This is a genomic window from Nitrosomonas halophila (genome assembly GCF_900107165.1).
Taxonomy (GTDB): domain Bacteria; phylum Pseudomonadota; class Gammaproteobacteria; order Burkholderiales; family Nitrosomonadaceae; genus Nitrosomonas; species Nitrosomonas halophila.
This window is the reverse complement of sequence record NZ_FNOY01000013.1, coordinates 22,508-40,599: the sequence shown is the minus strand read 5'-3', so window position 1 is coordinate 40,599 and position 18,092 is coordinate 22,508. Positions and strand designations below refer to the sequence as shown.

General features: G+C 50.5%; 18 protein-coding genes. 12 read left to right on the top strand and 6 right to left on the bottom strand.

What is annotated here, in order from left to right; translation table 11 throughout:
* Positions 1-42 precede the first annotated feature (42 nt).
* The 4 genes from BLV85_RS04930 to BLV85_RS04915 all read right to left on the bottom strand — a co-directional run bounded on the left by BLV85_RS04930 (position 43) and on the right by BLV85_RS04915 (position 3,587).
* Positions 43-1,245, bottom strand: a complete 1,203-nt coding sequence (locus BLV85_RS04930) for a tryptophan--tRNA ligase (RefSeq protein WP_090412761.1) — start codon at positions 1,243-1,245, stop codon at positions 43-45.
* 83 nt (positions 1,246-1,328) lie between these two features.
* Positions 1,329-1,994, bottom strand: coding sequence for a site-2 protease family protein (locus tag BLV85_RS04925; RefSeq protein WP_090412757.1), 666 nt, complete (start codon positions 1,992-1,994; stop codon positions 1,329-1,331).
* Complete coding sequence (locus BLV85_RS04920) at positions 1,987-2,619, bottom strand: L-threonylcarbamoyladenylate synthase (RefSeq protein ID WP_090412754.1); 633 nt, start codon at positions 2,617-2,619, stop codon at positions 1,987-1,989. Before BLV85_RS04920 ends, BLV85_RS04925 begins: the two co-directional genes overlap by 8 nt.
* Positions 2,620-2,705: 86 nt before the next feature.
* Positions 2,706-3,587 carry a 3',5'-nucleoside bisphosphate phosphatase gene (locus BLV85_RS04915; protein ID WP_176973933.1) on the bottom strand — a complete coding sequence of 294 codons (882 nt, stop codon included), beginning with the start codon at positions 3,585-3,587 and terminating at the stop codon, positions 2,706-2,708.
* A 125-nt stretch (positions 3,588-3,712) separates the two neighbouring features.
* Here BLV85_RS04915 and BLV85_RS04910 point away from each other — a divergent pair, with 125 nt between their 5' ends.
* The gene (locus tag BLV85_RS04910; RefSeq protein ID WP_090412750.1) at positions 3,713-4,951 is read left to right on the top strand and encodes an NnrS family protein; all 1,239 of its coding nucleotides are present in this window, start codon (positions 3,713-3,715) and stop codon (positions 4,949-4,951) included.
* A gap of 161 nt (positions 4,952-5,112) precedes the next feature.
* Here the strand turns inward: BLV85_RS04910 and BLV85_RS15115 are convergent, their stop codons facing one another.
* On the bottom strand, positions 5,113-5,268 hold the full coding sequence (locus BLV85_RS15115) for a hypothetical protein (protein ID WP_176973931.1): 156 nt from the start codon (positions 5,266-5,268) through the stop codon (positions 5,113-5,115).
* Positions 5,269-5,664: 396 nt separating this feature from the next.
* Here BLV85_RS15115 and BLV85_RS04905 point away from each other — a divergent pair, with 396 nt between their 5' ends.
* Complete coding sequence (locus tag BLV85_RS04905) at positions 5,665-7,761, top strand: TonB-dependent receptor (protein ID WP_090412747.1); 2,097 nt, start codon at positions 5,665-5,667, stop codon at positions 7,759-7,761.
* 100 nt (positions 7,762-7,861) lie between these two features.
* Here BLV85_RS04905 and BLV85_RS04900 read toward each other — a convergent pair whose 3' ends face one another.
* Entirely contained in the window at positions 7,862-8,575 is a 714-nt protein-coding gene (locus BLV85_RS04900; RefSeq protein ID WP_090412744.1) for a DUF2490 domain-containing protein, read from the bottom strand.
* 193 nt (positions 8,576-8,768) lie between these two features.
* On the opposite strand from BLV85_RS04900, the gene BLV85_RS04895 reads away from it, so the two are divergent.
* From BLV85_RS04895 to rseP, 10 genes are all read left to right on the top strand, one after another.
* On the top strand, positions 8,769-9,086 hold the full coding sequence (locus BLV85_RS04895) for a c-type cytochrome (RefSeq protein ID WP_090412741.1): 318 nt from the start codon (positions 8,769-8,771) through the stop codon (positions 9,084-9,086).
* A 361-nt stretch (positions 9,087-9,447) separates the two neighbouring features.
* A complete protein-coding gene (locus tag BLV85_RS04885) occupies positions 9,448-10,134 on the top strand; it encodes a helix-turn-helix domain-containing protein (RefSeq protein WP_090412735.1) in 687 nt (228 codons plus the stop codon).
* 242 nt (positions 10,135-10,376) lie between these two features.
* Positions 10,377-11,144 (top strand): 30S ribosomal protein S2, encoded by a 768-nt coding sequence (rpsB, locus tag BLV85_RS04880; protein ID WP_090412732.1) that lies wholly within the window; start codon positions 10,377-10,379, stop codon positions 11,142-11,144.
* A gap of 115 nt (positions 11,145-11,259) precedes the next feature.
* The gene (gene tsf / locus BLV85_RS04875; protein ID WP_090412730.1) at positions 11,260-12,144 is read left to right on the top strand and encodes a translation elongation factor Ts; all 885 of its coding nucleotides are present in this window, start codon (positions 11,260-11,262) and stop codon (positions 12,142-12,144) included.
* Between the two features lie 166 nt (positions 12,145-12,310).
* Complete coding sequence (pyrH, locus tag BLV85_RS04870) at positions 12,311-13,024, top strand: UMP kinase (protein WP_090412727.1); 714 nt, start codon at positions 12,311-12,313, stop codon at positions 13,022-13,024.
* Between the two features lie 74 nt (positions 13,025-13,098).
* Positions 13,099-13,656 (top strand): ribosome recycling factor, encoded by a 558-nt coding sequence (gene frr, locus BLV85_RS04865; protein WP_090412724.1) that lies wholly within the window; start codon positions 13,099-13,101, stop codon positions 13,654-13,656.
* Between the two features lie 3 nt (positions 13,657-13,659).
* Entirely contained in the window at positions 13,660-14,439 is a 780-nt protein-coding gene (gene uppS, locus BLV85_RS04860) for a polyprenyl diphosphate synthase (protein ID WP_090412722.1), read from the top strand.
* Positions 14,440-14,486: 47 nt separating this feature from the next.
* On the top strand, positions 14,487-15,314 hold the full coding sequence (locus BLV85_RS04855; protein ID WP_090412719.1) for a phosphatidate cytidylyltransferase: 828 nt from the start codon (positions 14,487-14,489) through the stop codon (positions 15,312-15,314).
* Positions 15,311-16,498 carry a 1-deoxy-D-xylulose-5-phosphate reductoisomerase gene (ispC, locus tag BLV85_RS04850; RefSeq protein WP_090412715.1) on the top strand — a complete coding sequence of 396 codons (1,188 nt, stop codon included), beginning with the start codon at positions 15,311-15,313 and terminating at the stop codon, positions 16,496-16,498. The genes BLV85_RS04855 and ispC overlap by 4 nt, the downstream gene beginning before the upstream one ends.
* Before the next feature lie 223 nt (positions 16,499-16,721).
* Positions 16,722-18,092, top strand: a complete 1,371-nt coding sequence (gene rseP / locus BLV85_RS04845) for an RIP metalloprotease RseP (protein ID WP_090412712.1) — start codon at positions 16,722-16,724, stop codon at positions 18,090-18,092.

The window sequence follows — 18,092 nt, the reverse complement described above, 5'->3', positions numbered from 1 at the left end:
TACCTGCTAACGGATGAATGCCGGCTGGTGGGTGTCTGATTGTCAGAGATAGCTCAAGCCGAGTGCTTCTCTGACATCGCGCATGGTTTCTTCAGCAAGCCGATTGGCTTTTTCGCACCCATCCGCAACAATATTGCGCATCAAGGCAGGATCTTCCTCGTACATGCGTGCACGCTCCAGAATCGGTGCCTGTTCCGCCAGAATCGATTCGATCACCGGCTGTTTGCACTCCAGGCATCCAATTCCGGCTGTCGTGCAGCCTTGCTGAACCCAGTCCCGGACTTCATCGGGTGAGTAGAGTAAATGAAATTGCCATACGGGGCACTTTGCTGGGTCACCGGGATCGCTGCGACGGATGCGGGCCGGATCGGTCGGCATGGTACGAATTTTTTTGCGGACACTGTCGGCATCTTCCCGCAGGCCAATCGTATTGCCATATGACTTGGACATTTTCTGACCATCTAGGCCGGGCATTTTCGATGCCTTGGTCAGCAGGGTTTCTGGCTCGGATAAAATGATCCTGCCGCCACCTTCCAGATAACCAAATAAACGTTCACGATCGCCGGTATTCAGGCTTTGTTGTTCTTCCAGCAAGGATCTGGCCTCTGCCAGGGCATTCTCATCACCATGTTCCTGGTAGCGATTGCGTAGTTCGCGATAAAGCCTGGATTTCTTGGAGCCAAGTTTTTTTATAGCCTGGCTCGCTTTTTCTTCAAATCCGGGTTCCTTGCCAAAAATATGATTGAATCGTCGCGATATTTCCCGGGTAAACTCCAGGTGGGGGGCCTGATCCTCGCCGACCGGTACGAGGTTGGCGCGGTAAATCAAGATATCGGCACTTTGCAGAAGCGGATAGCCGAGAAAACCATAAGTGCTCAAATCTTTCTCGGTAAGCTTTTCCTGTTGGTCTTTATAGGTCGGGACACGTTCCAGCCATCCGAGAGGGGTGATCATGGATAGCAACAAATATAATTCCGCATGGGCGGGTACTTTGGACTGGATGAACAGCGTTGCCTGGGAGGGGTCTACGCCCGCGGCCAGCCAATCGATTACCATATTCCAAGTATTCTGTTCGATGATTTCTGGTGCATCGTAATGGGTGGTCAGCGCATGCCAATCCGCAACAAAAAACAGACATTCGTACTTTTGCTGCAGAGTCAGCCAATTCTTTAGAACACCATGATAATGCCCCAAGTGCAAACTGCCTGTGGGGCGCATACCTGAGAGAACGCGGTCAGCGAACATTTTATGAAACCTTAAACAACATTAAAATGAAATAAATGGAAATTTCCAGCGATATGGAAACGTGATGCAATGTAGTTTATAACTTACACATAAAGACCGAAAAGCATGACGATCATTTGCTTGGTAAACTTGATTAGGGGCCACAAGACAACCCCCAAAGCGCCGCTGATCAAGAGCGTCAGTAATATTATGAAACCATAGGGTTCTATTTGGGCAAATTTCCAGGCAAGCTTATTAGGCAGTAAGCTGACCGCGATACGGCCGCCATCGAGGGGCGGGAGTGGCAATAAATTCAAAACCATCAGAATGACATTGATTTCAATGCCAGCAATGCCCATCAGGATTAATGGTTTGGCGTAGGTGCTTTCCGGAAAAGCCAGGCCCAGCTTGATGACTGCCGCCCAGAAAAAAGCCATGAGCAGGTTGGCAGCCGGCCCGGCAGCGGCAACCCATAGCATGTCGCGTTTCGGCCGCCGCAATTGATTGAAATTGACCGGGACGGGCTTGGCCCAGCCGAAAAGGAAGCCGCCACCCATCATAAGTTTGCTGGTGACAAACATGGTCAGTGGAACGAGTATGGTGCCAACTGGATCGATATGCCGGACTGGGTTCAGGCTGATACGTCCGGCCATTTCAGCGGTCAGATCGCCAAAATGCTTGGCGACATAGCCATGTGCTGCTTCGTGCAGGGTGATCGCGAAGATGACTGGCAGCGCATAAATGGTAATGCCCTGAATGATGCTATCCATGAGTAAATCCAAACGGTGAGAGGCTGCCTTTCCCCGAGCGGATTAATGCCGGCATATCCTGGGTTAAATCGATTACGGTGGTCATTTCGGTACCACAGGAACCGCTGTCCATCACCAATTCAACCTGGTGCTCTAGGCGTTCACGAATTTTCTCTCCATCATTCAAAGGCAATTCATCGCCGGGTAGGATCAGCGTCGAGCTCAGCAATGGTTCGTCAAGCTCAGCCAGCAGTGCGTGTGCGACAGGATGCTCCGGGATGCGCAACCCAATCGTGTGCCGTTTGGGATGCTGCAGGCGGCGCGGGACTTCGCGTGTAGCGGCCAGAATGAAGGTATAACTGCCTGGCGTGGTGGCCTTGAGCAGGCGGTATTGCGCATTGTCCACCTTGGCATAGGTTGCAATTTCGGCCAGATCCCGGCATACCAGGGTGAAATGGTGATTTTTATCGACTTTGCGAATGACGCGGATGCGATCCATTGCTTCTTTGTTGCCTATTTGGCAACCCAGAGCATAGCAGGAGTCGGTGGGATAAACGATCACTCCACCTTTGCGTACAATATCCACCGCCTGGCGAATCAACCTCAAATGCGGGGTTTGCGTGTGTATGGAAAAAAATTGAGCCATGGTCAATATTATTTACTGTTAAGGGTTGGAATTATAGCCAGCCTCGCGTACTGTAAATGAATTTGCTGGAAAAAAAGCATATTGTTTCATTGTCCGATTATTTTATTATCGGCTTGATTGCTGCGATCAAGCGGAATGTTCCAGTCATGCCAGATGGGTGTGCATTCGGACGGCAATGACGGTAAGCGGCCAAGATCGAAATAACTTTCTCCCGGGCCGTGATAATCGGAGCCACTGGATGCAAGCAGATTGAAGCGTGTTGCCAATCGAGCAAACTGTCTGATCTGGTCGGGTGTATGGCTGGAAGAGACGACCTCTATACCCGTGCCTCCCAGTTCGCAAAAATCATGGAACAATTGTTCAAGTAAATTTTTGCCCAATTTATAGCGAGCCGGATGTGCGATGACAGCTTGGCCACCGCTGCCACGTATCCAACCAATTGCTTCCTCCAGTGTTGTCCAGATATGTGGCGTGTAACCGGGCTTGCCCTTGACAAGAAATTTTTTGAATACGGATCTGACATCTTTGGCATGCCCACTTTCGACCAGAAAGCGGGCAAAGTGCGTGCGCCCAATCAGCTTGCTTTCGCCGGCCTGGGCGCAAGCGCCTTCGAAGCTGCCGTGAATCCCGTATTTATCCAGCTGTGCGGCGATGAGGCGTGCACGTTCGGTGCGGCCGTCACGGATCTTTTGTAATCCCTTGGCTAAGGGTGCATGACTTGGGTCAATGCCGAGCCCGATAATATGCAGCGTGCGTCCATGCCATGTGACAGAAATTTCAACGCCTTTGATTAGCAGAATGTTTTCTTCATGTGCTGCAAAATCAGCTTCAACCAGTCCCGCGACATCATCATGGTCAGTCAGTGCCAGTACCTGTACGCCGCGTGAGGCGGCATGCGCCAACAGTTGCGTAGGTGATAATATGCCGTCGGAGGCAGTCGAGTGGGAATGCAAATCAATATTGGGCATCAGAAAGGTGTGAAATCGTCTTGTGCCCTTCATCATAGCAAATAACTGCCATGATTAAAAATTACCTGGTTAAGGGCTAGCATGCAAACAAATCAATTCTCTATCGAATCTAACAGGAAAGCATTATGAATAAACTTCGGAATATCTGGTGGCAGTTGTCAGCTGCGCCCCATCGCAGTTTGTTTCTGGCAGGGACGCTGCAGGGAGTATTGACGATATTGTGGTGGGTGTTCGATTTAGCTGGGCGTTTCGGTCTGATAGCCGGTGTGATGGCCTGGAGCATCGTGCCAATCTGGGCGCATGCCTTTCTGATGATTTATACCTTCTTTCCGTTTTTCATCCTCGGATTTCTGTTCACGACTTTTCCCAATTGGATGAATGGTCAAAAAATTCAACCACGGCAATATATGACGGTTTGCATGCTGATGGTGGCTGGAACGATGTTGTTTTATGCAGGATTGTTTGCCGGAGAATTGATTGTGATTGCGGGCATCGGGCTGGTGCTCATGGGATGGGGGAAGGCGATCATTCTGCTGTTTGACGTGCTGCTGACGGCTCCCGCCGAGGACAAGCGCCATGCCTGGATGGCCGCTATCGCATTGGCCGCAGGTGGACTGGGTCTGGGCGCCTTCCTGTTATGGGTGATAACCGAGAACAGCGTTTTTCTGGATTTTTCCCTCCAGGCTGGTATCTGGTTCTTCCTGTTGCCGATTGTCGTGACCGTTTCACATCGGATGATTCCCTTTTTCTCTAGTCGAGTGTTAACGGATTATGTCTTGGTTCGTCCCTATGGCCTGTTGTGGCTGATGGTGGGGTGCTCGGTTCTGCATGGTTTCCTGCAGTTGCTGGGCTATTCGCAGTATGCCTGGGGGGGGGATTTATTGCTGGCCGGATGTGCGTTGTATCTTAGTTTTGTCTGGGGGTTCTTGCGCAGTTTTGGTGTCAGGTTGCTGGCTGTGTTGCATGTGGCCTTTGCCTGGCTAGGGATATCTATGCTGTTGTTCGCCTTGCAGGGGTTGCTTGATTGGCAGCTGCCAGCGTATCGTTATGGATTGGGGCTGGCGCCTCTACATGCACTAAGTATCGGTTTTTTTGCCAGCATGGTGATCGGCATGGCTTCACGCGTCACGTTGGGCCATTCCGGCCGCCCGTTAATACTGGATAATGTGACGTGGTGGCTGTTTATTGGGTTTCAGGCTGCGACTTTACTCAGAATTTTGCCGGATATTGTGCCTGCCATTGCATTTCTGGCGCCGTCGTTTTATTTGGCTGCGGGAGGTATATGGTTGAGCTGCTTCTTGCTGTGGGCGGCAAAATATATGCCGATATACTGGCGGGCGAGAGTGGATGGTAAGGCAGGCTGAGCAGTAGCTGTCACATTTCTAATGTGAAAATCCATAGGTATGACCTGCTTCTTGTGAAATGGATTGCATCAAGAAGCGGTCATACACGGGTTCGGATTCAAGAGCGTTTGATATTCAACTAGTTATGATGGCGCTCATGAAGCAAACTCATGACACGTATTCTACTCAGATGAGCCGTTGTCCGCATCAAGGTCATTTGGAGCAGCTTCACGTTCGATAAAAGCGGACGGAGGCGGCTTGTCCATAGGGTGTTTTTTCGAGTCGCAGGCAGATAATGCAATTGCCATGAACACAATGACGAAATAGAAATATTTCACAATTGACCTCTTGTTTATTTAGTTAATAAGAAGTAGTAAATGATAGTATAACCATAAAGTTAATACAACCTGAGATGTGGGCCCGAGCGATGGCCGAGGGTGTGAATGCTGTCAGGAAGAGTGTTCCTGAGGGCAATGTCCCTGGATTTTCCTGCATTGGTGGATCCAGGAATCGTCAACCGTTCCGAGTGGGTGTTGACTCCTGTTGGTGTTGCCCCGACGGGGCTCAAGGCTATATGCGGGTTTGGTTAGCGAGGGGGTATGAGAAATTCATTGTCTGCTATATATGTTATGTTGCAACATAACATATATAGCAGATCGTTGTAGGACGTCCAGTTGAGGACGCTGGGTGGGTTGAACAAATGGATTAACTATGGTGAATAAAAGGTTTGGTAAATGAAAGATCTGAAAACGCTGGCCGGTTCGGTCATCCTGGTAGGTGTGCTGGCCGGTGCCCATGCTCAGGAGGTGCCGCTTGTGCCGACTCTGGAGCCCATGATCATTCGGGCAGATCCCTTGGAACGGGCAGAGGCGAGTATGGTGCGGCCGGTATCAGTCCTGAAGCGTGAGCATATTTTGACCAGAGATTTGCGCAATATCGGGGAGACCGTTTCTCAAGAATTGGGCGTTTCCGCTAGTGACTTTGGGCCGGGAGCCGGGCGTCCTGTGATCCGTGGACTGGGCGGTCCGCGGGTGCGCGTGCTGGAGAATGGGATAGGTGCAATGGATGTGTCGACCATTAGCCCTGATCATGCAGTGGCGCTCGAGCCATTGTTCGCTGAGCAAATCGAGATTCTTCGTGGCCCGTCTACCTTGCTTTACGGTTCCGGCGCCAGTGGTGGGATTGTCAATGTGGTGAATCACCGTATTCTTGATGCTGTGCCCGAAGACATCAATGGCGATCTTTATGGCCACTACAATTCAGTTGCCGATGATTTTACGGGTGCCTTTCGCTTGAATGCAGGTGCTGGTAATTTTGCCTTTCACTTGGATGGAATGAAGCGCCATACCCAAGATTATTCAATTCCGGGTTATGCGGATGCAGTGCCCGAGCACGGCGCCCGTAGGGGTGTGCTCAAGAACAGTGATATTCGGGCCGAAAATTTCTCCGGTGGTGTGTCCTATGTGGGTGAACAGGGATTTCTGGGTGTGGCAGTCAGCCGTTTTCGCAATCACTATGGTGTGCCCGGTCACGATCACCCTCATGCCGAGGGTGAAGACGGGCATGATGATCATGATGGCCATGATCATCATGAGCACGAAGATCACGAAAATCATAATGATGTGCGAGTGAAGCAGCGTCAAACTCGCTTCGATATCAAGGGGGCGGTTTATGATCCTTTGCCGGGGCTGAAAATGGTTAAAACCCGCTGGGGTTACAACGATCATACGCATAAGGAGCTGGAAGGTCATGAGGTCGGGACGCTGTTGAATAATCGCGAATGGGAAGGCCGGGTGGAAATGCTGCATCAGCCGCTGGCTGGCTGGGATGGCGTGTTGGGGTTGCAGTATCAGGATCGTAATTTGTCCACAGCTGGAGAAGAAGCCTTTGTTCCAGGCTCGCGGTCGGATGCGCTCAGCGTTTTCATGCTGGAGAAGCAGGCCCTCGGGCGCTGGCATTTTGAACTGGGCGGGCGTTATGAGCATCAACAGGCTATACGTAAAGCGGATGATTTCAAGGTCAGCCATAATGCTGTCAGCATTTCCGGTGGCGCGAATTGGGCGTTTCTGGATGGTTATGCACTGGGGACGAGTATTACGCATGCTCAGCGTGCGCCAGCGCTGGAAGAATTGTTCTCAAATGGGCCACATTTTGCGACGGGTTCGTTTGAAGTGGGCAACACTTCTCTCCGCAAAGAAAAATCCAATAATTTCGATGTTTATGTGCGCAGACGAGATGGTTATCTGGATTGGACTCTAAATTTATTTGCCAATCTGATCGATGATTTTATTTACTTGCAGGCAGTTGATCGGGCAGGGGATGGCCTGGCAGACCGTGTCGACCGGGAAGGCAGGCTAGACGGAGATGGCTTGCTGTTGCTGAATTACCATCAGACAAACGCGCGTCTGCTGGGTGTTGAATTCGAAACCATTGCGCATTTGCTGAATGATAACCGGGGAAAATTGGATGTGCGGTTGTGGACTGATTATGTCCGGGGGCGATTATCGGGAGGGGAATCTGTGCCGCGCATGACACCCTTGCGCTTTGGGGGTGTGCTCAATTATGGACGCGGACCTTGGCGTGGCATTGTCGATGTCATGCGCGTGCACAAACAGACCCATGCGGCTGCGTTAGAAACAGCCACTGCCGGTTACACGATGCTCAATATTCAATTGGGCTATACGCTCGAGGGGCAGGCGGCAAACTATAGTATTTTTGTACGCGGTGCCAATTTATTGAATGAGGAGGCCAGGCGGCATACTTCATTCCTGAAGGATCGCGCGCCGTTGCCGGGGCGTTCGGCCATGGTCGGCATGCATGTCAATTTTTAACGGCGGGTAAATGGCCGTCATTGTGGCCGGGTAATCGGGCCATGCCTGGTGAGCGGGCGGCGAATCTGGTCCCCCGAACGGATTCGCTGGCGGACATGTACTAGAAATTGAAGTACAAATTGACGGACAGTATGTGCTGCATTTGATCGGCTTGCTTATATTTTTTGATATAGTGGTTCATATAGCCGACTTCCATGGTCGTTTCCTGATTGAACCGGTAGGCAATGCCTGCAAAAGCCCTGTTCTGGTCGAAGCCGCGCCTCAGGCCCTGATCGGTATTGTTCAAGTGCACGAAGACTTCGTTCGTGAAGGCAAATCTGAATGCCTGTGGTGCAAATGGAATGGGTAGTGTTAATTTTGCCAGTTGGCGGAAGCGGAAGGCGACATCATCGCTTTGAGAGATGTCGAAGAATCGCTCTTCGAGACGAAAGCGCAGCATCGTTGCGGCATCGGAGAAGGTATCATTCCAAAGCAATTGTTGCCATATGCGGTATTCGTTAAACGGACTCTGAGTGAATGGTTTGCTGGTTGGCGCCCAGGCAAAACCGGTCCAGATACTGGTTTTGCTGTTAATAGCATAGCCGGCTCCAAGTCGTATGAGGCTTTGGGAGAATCGTGAGCTGTCGTCGCCAAATCGTCCCTGTCCTTCCAGCCAATACTTGAAATTTTTCCAGTCTTGGTTAAGTGTTCCAAAATTGCCTACCGCAGTGATATTGCCCCAGGTCTGGAAATCCTCGGTTACGCCAGCCGCGTGAATCGTTTTCGTCGAAAAGGCTAATATGGCAATGCTGGCGAGATAAAACGTTTTTTTCATTGTTGTCGAAAGTTGGTAGTGGTTTATCGGACAGTTTCACCAGCGCAGCCAGTGCATGATTTTGCTAGTTGAAGCTAGCAAGGGGCGCAGGTGTGCTAAACTCGGAATACCTTCGGCCGGAATTTCTTAATTCCTGCTTTTGCAAATGATTATAACTTGAATTGATTATAACTTGAATTGGAGCTAGAGAAATATGAGAAGAATTGTTACTTTGTCGCTGGCATTATCTAGTAGCGCATTAATTTTGTTGAGTGGTTGCTCCAGAACTAGTGACTATATGCCTAGCGGGGATGCAACGGGCGAACAGATCTTTAAGGAAGCGTGCGTAGAATGCCATACGCCGGTAAATGGCAACGTCATGGTCCTGAAGGCTGAAATGGCGAATCCGGAAGCGATTATCGAGCGCGTGAGAAACGGCAAGGGTATGGGCATGCCTGCATTCCGGAACCTGATGGGCGATTCAGTGGAAAGCTTGGCAAATTATGTGCTGGAGAATAGCGCGACCCAATAGCTAACAGCGAGGCAGATAACAAGCCAAGTCACGATGCATGCTATGGAAACAGCAATCGTGACGTATAGTATTGGCTATCCGGGATGTGCGGATTCTGCAAAATTCCGGATGGCTTTACTGCACTCGCAATGATTGATTCAGCATTGCTTTGGTCAAGAAACTATCAAGCTGAGTGCACGTCAGGTCAGCGGGATTGGCGTTGTAGCTTGTTGAGTGTTGCTGGTGGCCGGCTTGCTGTATGGCTCTGGCCGAAATATTAGTGGCATTGTTAATACTGAAATTTCCATATAGGTAGGATTCGATCTTGTTAGAGAGCACATTAGCCAGAAATTCCACAACACCGCCTTACAAATCGAGTTGCATGACCTGCAGCTTTCGCGAGCTGTGTTTGCCTGTAGGGCTGGAGGATGAGGAAATTGAGCTTTTAGGTAAGTTGATTAATCATAAATTCAAAGTACGGCGGGGCGAATTTTTATTGCACGCGGGATCCCCGTTCAAGTCGCTCTATGCCGTCAAGAATGGGTTCTTTAAAACGAGTGTACTCAAGGCGGATGGACGCCAGCAGGTGACAGGCTTTTATATGACCGGAGAATTGCTGGGATTGGATGCGATCAGTCTTGGCAAGCATGCCGGCGATACCGTGGCGCTCGATGATAGCGAGGTCTGCGAAGTTCCCTTCAACAAGCTGGAAGAGATCGGGCGGAGTATCCCCTTGCTAATGAGCCAATTTCACAAAATTATGAGCCGAGAAATCGTTCAAGACCACAGTGTCATGATGTTGCTCGGTAGTATGCGCGCAGAGGAGCGGCTGACAACCTTTCTGCTTAATTTATCCGATCGATTGTCCAAGCGCGGTTATTCGTCAACCAGTTTTATCCTACGCATGACCCGGGAAGAGATTGGCAGTTATTTGGGTCTGAAACTGGAAACTGTCAGCCGATCCTTTTCCAAGCTGCAGGAAGAAGGTCTCATCACAATTAATAACAAACACGTCACATTGAATAATATTGATGCACTGAATCGTAAAATCGGTGATGCCGTCTACTGATCCTGTCTTTAAAGTGAATTTGACTTTTCTTGAGCACGGCCCGGGCCATGGTATAATCCGATGAAGGATTATGCGGCTTGTTCGCGTGTATGAGGAGCCGATAGGTCCTTTCTGTGATGCAAAAAAATCTGTTCTAATTTTAATCAACTCAAGTCAATACACAAAACTCGTGCCTGCTAAGATAGGGTGCCTTCTGAGAAGGAAGCGTGTCGGCAGGTGACGGTTAACCCTAAGGAGAATTTATGTCAGTGACCCTGCGTCAAATGTTGGAAGCCGGTGTGCATTTTGGACACCAGACTCGTTTCTGGAACCCCAAGATGGCCCCCTATATTTTTGGCCAACGCAATAAAATCCATATCGTCAATCTTGAAAAGACCCTGGTAAAGCTTGATGAAGCGTTGGGCTATGTCCGCAGGCTTTCAGCAAACAAGGGTACGATACTTTTCGTTGGCACCAAACGTCAGGCGCGCGATATCGTTAAGGAAGAAGCGATCCGTTGCGGCGCTCCCTATGTCAACCAGCGTTGGTTGGGCGGCATGCTGACTAATTTCAAGACAATCAGGCAATCCATCAAACGCCTGCAGGACATGGAGAAAATGGTACAGGATGGTTCGCTGAACAAACTCGTCAAAAAAGAAGCACTTGATTTCCAGCGCGAGTTGGAAAAGCTTAATAACAGCCTCGGTGGTATCAAGGACATGAAGGGACTGCCCGATGCCATGTTTGTGATCGACGTGGGCTATCAAAAGGGGGCGATTGTGGAAGCCAGCAAGCTTGGCATCCCGCTCGTAGGAGTTGTGGATACAAATCACAATCCTGTGGGAATCGATTACGTGATACCTGGCAATGATGATTCCAGTCAGGCTATCCGGCTTTATGCCCGTGCCATGGCGGACGCCGTGCTGGAAGGCCGCAACCAGTCTATTCAGGAAATCGTTGATATGAGTAAAACCGATGAGGAGCTGGCGCTCGCTGCAGGCCAATCTTCAACGGTCGAGGAGCAAGCATAGCCCTTGGAGGCGAGTTTTAAATCATTGGTTTAATGGATGTGCATGGTGCAGAGTTGGCTAGCGCCATTCTGGACTGCCACATCCATGTGGTTGAATTTTGGTATTTGGAGCGAATATGGCGGAAATTACCGCGAGTATGGTGAAAGAACTGCGTGAGCTTACAGGCTTGGGCATGATGGAATGTAAAAAAGCGCTCTCGGAAGCTGACGGGGATATGAAAGCGGCCGAGGATCTTTTGCGGATAAAGAGTGGAGCCAAAGCCAGCAAAGCGGCTGGGCGTATTGCCGCTGAGGGAGTGGTGAGCGGATTCGTTTCGGCTGATGGCAAGCGGGGTGCGCTGGTAGAGATTAACTGCGAAACCGATTTTGTCGCCAAGAATGAAGATTTTATCAATTTTGCCAAAAGCTTGGCGCAGTTGATGGTGGACAGGAATGTCTCGGATGTTGCCGCATTGACTGAAATGGCGCTCTCTGAAGGTGAAACAGTGGAGGCGGCGCGCAAAGCATTGGTCATGAAACTGGGCGAGAATATCAGTTTGCGGCGCGGGGCAAATTATGAAACCGAAGGCCAACTCGCCATGTATTTGCATGGATCAAGAATTGGTGTGCTGCTTGATTATTCGGGAGGGGATGAAGTGCTCGGCAAAGATCTGGCGATGCATGTGGCTGCGAGCAAGCCAGTCTGTGTTTCAAGCGCTCAGGTGTCGGCTGATTTGCTGGCCCGTGAACGCCAGATTTTTGCGGCCCAGGCAGCGGAAAGTGGCAAGCCAGCTAATATTGTAGAGAAAATGGTAGAAGGGCGTGTGGCTAAATATCTGGCGGAAGTGACCTTGCTCGGCCAACCTTTCGTCAAGAATCCAGAGCAAACAGTCGAGAAGCTTCTGGCAGAAAAATCCGCCAAGGTGAATCGGTTTGCATTATTCGTAGTCGGTGAAGGAATCGAAAAGAAATCTGATGATTTTGCTGCAGAAGTCATGGCGCAGGTAGGCCAGTCAAAATAAGGAGGTATCTCTGAGACTTCCGTTTTCCGGGTCGTGCAAGCTGCGGACGCTGCTCACTAGGCAAGCATTGATTTATTCTGAGTACAGTGCAGCCAAGAAAATGGAACCACCAGAGATATCCGTAACCAGTCCCCGATCCTCAGTCATCCACTCTTGAGTTTATAAAATGCCGGCAATCTATAAACGTATTTTGTTGAAACTATCAGGTGAAGCACTCATGGGGGATGCCAATTATGGTATCGATCGCATGGTGGTTGAACGCATAGTGGTCGAGATTGCCGGTATTCTGGAGCTGGGGGTTGAAGTCGCAATCGTAGTCGGGGGCGGCAACATTTTCCGCGGCATGAAGTCGGCTGGTGACGGCATGGACCGTGTGACAGCGGATTACATGGGCATGCTGGCGACCACAATGAATGCGCTGGCGCTGCACGATGCGATGAAACGAGGTGGAGTCGTCTCGCGCGTGCAATCAGCCTTGCGCATTGATCAGGTCGTGGAGCCTTATATTCGCGGCAAGGCACTGCGTTATCTGGAAGAGCGGAAGGTGGTGGTGTTTGCAGCGGGGACCGGCAACCCCTTTTTCACCACGGATACGGCTGCTGCCTTGCGCGGCATGGAAATGAGCGCAAACATCGTGTTGAAGGCGACTAAGGTCGATGGTATTTATACCAGCGATCCACTCACCAATCCGGACGCCCAACGTTTCCAAAAACTGACTTTTGATGAAGCCATTGGCAAGAATCTACAAGTGATGGATGCGACAGCCTTGACATTATGCCGAGATCAAAAACTGCCTATCAACGTATTCAGTATTTTCAAGACCGGCGCACTCAAGCGGGTTGTCATGGGAGAAGACGAGGGAACATTGGTGGTGGCCTGAGTTCGAAAATAGATTGTAATTCGACAAGCAATTCGGAAATTGTTTAATTCTCAAACAGAAAAGTCTACTAACATATGATTGCTGATGTAAAGAAATCTGCAGAACAAAAGATGCAGAAAAGTCTGGAGGCGCTCCAAGTTGATTTTGGCAAGGTCAGAAGTGGACGTCCGCATGCGGGCCTGCTGGACCATATCATGGTTGACTATTACGGTACTCCAACGCCTATCAAACAGCTGGCAAACGTTACCCTGGCCGATGCTCGGACCATTGGCATCATCCCGTGGGACAAGAAGATGCTGGCAGTTATCGAAAAAGCTGTGCGAGATTCTGACTTGGGCTTGAATCCTATGACTGTGGGCGAAATGGTGCGTGTGCCAATGCCACCGTTGACGGAAGAAAGACGCCGGGATTTGACCAAGATTGTCAAAGCGGAAGCCGAAACGGCACGTATTGCCATGCGCAATGTTCGCCGTGATGCCAATAATCAGCTCAAAGAGTTGCTCAAGGACAAGCTGATCGCTGAAGATGAGGATCGGCGCGGGCAGGAAGAAATTCAGAAACTGACCAATCATTATATTGCTGAAGTTGATAAGTTATTGCAGACCAAAGAATCTGAGTTGATGGCCGTCTGACGTATGTCCCAAACACCGAGCTCAACACGCGACATTCCTGAAATTGGTGCGATACCCAGGCATGTAGCCATCATCATGGATGGTAATGGCCGATGGGCTAAGCAGCGTTATCTGCCTCGTACAGCGGGGCATAGACAAGGTGTGGAAGCGGTGAGAGGGGTGATTAGGGCTTGCATCGAGCGCGGGATCGAATACTTGACGATTTTTGCGTTTAGCAGTGAGAACTGGCGCAGACCCGAAGAAGAAGTGAAATTGCTGATGCAGCTGTTTCTGGTCGCGCTGGAACGAGAAGTTGCAAAACTGCATGAAAATGGTATCCGATTCAGAGTGATCGGTGATATCTCCAAATTCGACACCAAGGTTATCGATTGCATACGGCAAGGCGAGGTGTTGACTGCCAACAATACGCGCTTGCACTTTACAGTCGCGGCTAATTATGGTGGGCGCTGGGACATTATGCAAGCAGTGAAAAAAATGCTAGCTGAAGATAGCTGGCTGGCGGATGGTTTTGACGAGCTCGCTCTCTCCAGGCACTTGGCAATGGGCAATGCACCCGAGCCTGATTTGTTTATCCGTACTGGCGGTGAATGCCGAATCAGTAATTTTTTATTGTGGCAGCTCGCCTATACGGAGTTGTACTTTACCGAAACGCTATGGCCGGATTTTGATGCGGCGTCACTCGATCAGGCGATTGCATCCTATCAGCAACGCGAACGCCGATTTGGGCGAACCAGCGAGCAGCTGGCGGCTTCCCTGACAAAAAACAGAGTAAACGGTTTATGAAGATGATATTTACTTACCGCTCCCAAACCAACGGGATATGACCGTTCATGCTTAAAACTCGAATTCTTACTGCATTAGCTATGTTGACCGCCTTTCTGGCGGCATTGTTTTATTTGCCAGCCATATTCTGGGCGGTCTTGCTCTTGGGCGTGACAGTTACGGCAGCCAGAGAATGGGCGCGGCTAGGCCATTTTACAGTCAGGCAAACAATTTTATATCTAATTCTTACCACCTTGCTGGGCGGAGAGCTATTGTTTCTGGTCAGTGAGGCCGTAGCGGTGGATCCAGGCAGTACGGCTATGATCTGGCTATATGTGGTTTCGACTCTGTTTTGGCTATTGCTGGTACCGATCCTGCTAAGGATAAACAGCCCGATCCAAAACAGCGGGCTATTCATGCTGCTCGGTTGGCTGGTATTGCTGCCGACCTGTCTGGCGCTCTATCAACTGCGCGCAATCGATCCTTGGCTGTTGCTTGGATTCATGGGGGTTATTTGGGTATCGGATAGCACCGCTTATTTTGCCGGGCGCGCATATGGCAAACATAAACTTGCGCCACGCATCAGTCCTGGCAAAACCTGGGAGGGGGTGGCGGGCGCCTTGTGCGGTGTTTTGGTTTATGCACTTGCCTGGCTGTACTTGCTGGACGAAGGGAATTTATTGATAACCTGGCAGGTTCCATTGTTATTTGTGCTAACGATGCTGGGCATCATGGGCGACCTTTTTGAGTCGTTGCTAAAGCGGCATGCTGGAGTCAAGGATAGCGGCAATATTCTGCCCGGCCATGGTGGTATACTGGATCGGATTGATGCGCTGACTTCGACTTTGCCGGTTGCGGCAATGGCAGTAATCCTCATATATTCAACTGAACTATGATTAAAATGCGGTACCTGACCATATTGGGGTCGACGGGCAGTATCGGAGAAAGTACATTGGATGTGGTCGCGCGTCATCCTGACCGCTTCAAAATCGTTGCGTTGACTGCGAACGAAAGCGTGGAGAAACTGTTTGCGCAATGCCAGCGCTTTCATCCCCATTATGCGGTCATGCTGAACGAAGATGGGGCTGAGCAACTCAAGGACAAGCTGCGCATGATCGGCTCCGATACCGAGGTACTTTCCGGCGTTGAATCACTGGAAAAAGTGGCATCCTTGCCGGAAATCGATACCGTCATGGCAGCCATAGTCGGTGCAGCCGGCATCCGGCCGACACTTGCGGCCGCGCGCACCGGCAAGCATGTACTGTTGGCCAATAAGGAAACCTTGGTCATGGCAGGGCGTATTTTTATGGATATGGTCAAGCAACACCAAGCGACATTGCTGCCAATAGACAGCGAGCATAATGCGATTTTTCAGTCTCTGCCACCGCGTTTCAGTGGTGATTTTGGAGCATCCGGTGTTCGCCGGATATTGCTGACCGCCTCGGGCGGCCCTTTCCGGAATGCGGCCTGGGCGGAGCTGGAAGGCGTGACACCTGAACAGGCCTGTGCGCATCCCAACTGGGTCATGGGACGTAAAATCTCGGTGGATTCGGCGACCATGATGAACAAAGGCCTGGAAGTGATTGAAGCGCACTGGCTATTCGATGCTGACCCAGAGAAAATTCAAGTGGTGGTGCATCCTCAGAGTGTCATTCATTCCATGGTGGAATATATCGATGGTTCAGTGCTCGCGCAGCTGGGTAATCCCGACATGCGCACGCCGATCGCGCACGCCCTGAGCTATCCGGAAAGGATTGAAAGTGGGGTGCGGTCCCTCGATATCTTTGAAATTGCACAACTGGATTTTGAGAAGCCGGATTTCGAACGTTTCCCTTGTCTTGGTTTGGCCTACAAGGCTTTGTCAATGGGAGGAAATATGCCCGCTGTGCTGAACGCCGCCAATGAAGTGGCAGTTGAAGTTTTCCTGGCTGGCAGAATGCCTTTTACAGCCATTCCGGTTATGATCGAACAGGTGATGCAAACGATCAATCAGCAAGAAGTCACCAACCTGGACGATGTGCTTGCTGCCGACTCTCTTGCACGTGAGACGGCCCGGGAATGGCTGGCCTGTCAGGTTTAGCAACGCTAATCTGGCCAGATACACATGCTGCTCATCCTGGAGTTGGGACGGCGGCATCTTCGTATTCTGGAAATCAAGGGCCGCAAACGCAATGTCCAGGCTGCAGCATGTCATATGCTGATTGCAACAAATTGGGTTCATTTATGTAAATCTCACTGCGGACAAGCTTGATACATTCGGCTGCTTCCTCATCTTTCCTGGCTTCTAATAACTTCAACCTGATATGACACTATTCACGACTATTCTCGCTTTCGTGGTGGCATTAGGCCTGCTGATCACCTTCCATGAATTTGGCCATTATCTGGTCGCTCGTTGGAGTGGCGTCAAGGTTTTGCGTTTTTCTGTAGGCTTTGGAAAGCCATTGTTCAGAAGACGGTTAGGTACGGATCAGACTGAATGGGTGGTTGCGGCAATTCCGCTTGGGGGATATGTCAAAATGCTGGATGAGCGCGAAGGGAAAGTATCGCCGCATGAACTCCCGCGCGCATTCAATCGGCAGACAGTTTCCCGGCGCTTTGCGATCGTGGCGGCCGGTCCTATTGCCAATTTTTTATTGGCAATATTGCTTTATTGGCTGCTCTTTGTGCTGGGGGTCGGTGGTGTTAAACCTGTTTTGGGTGAAATTGCACCCTCGACACCTGCTGCTTCTGCCGGTTTCAATGAGGGGCAGACCATCACCAGAATTGGCGACCGATCCGTCACAACCTGGCAGGATGTCCGCCTGGCATTGTTGGCGCACGCAGTCGATCGCACGCCCGACCTGGATGTGGAAACGGTTGCAGAAAACGGCGTTATCCATCAATTGAAACTGGATCTGAGCAGTCTTGAGGCGGATGATTTCGATGCGGATTTTTTAGGCAAGATTGGTCTGTCATATTACCAGCCTGCTTTCAGTTCGATTATAGGCCAGGTAATGGCAGGTGGCGCAGCGGAGCGCGCTGGACTGCAGGTGGGGGATGAGATCCTGGCGATTGACGGTCAGGAAGTGCTTTATTGGCAAGAGGTCGTCGGTATCATACGTGCCAGTCCCGGGCATCTGCTGAATCTGGAAATTATGCGTAATGGCCAGCTGATCGTCGACCTGCCGTTGACGCCCGAGATTGCGCTTGAGGATAAGATCGAAATTGGAAAAGTTGGCATTGCGCCCAAGATCGAGCATGAGATGCTGGAAAATCTGCTGGTGAAAATCAGTTACCCGCCAGTGACGGCTTTAAGCAAAGCCGCCGCAAAAACCTGGGAAATGACCTACTTTACCTTGCGCATGCTTGGCAAAATGGTGATGGGGGATGTTTCGCTGAAGAATGTCAGCGGCCCAATCACCATTGCCGATTATGCCGGGCAGTCAGCGCAAATGGGATTTGTTGCCTACCTGGGCTTTCTGGCCTTGATCAGTGTGAGTCTGGGTGTGCTCAATTTACTGCCGATCCCGGTGCTGGATGGCGGGCATCTGATGTACTACTTGATAGAAATGATTCGCGGCAAACCGTTACCTGAGAAAGTAATGGAAATCGGGCATCAAATCGGCATGTTGCTGCTCATAACGTTGATGATATTTGCCCTGCATAACGATTTGCTTCGCTTGATTGCAAGGTAA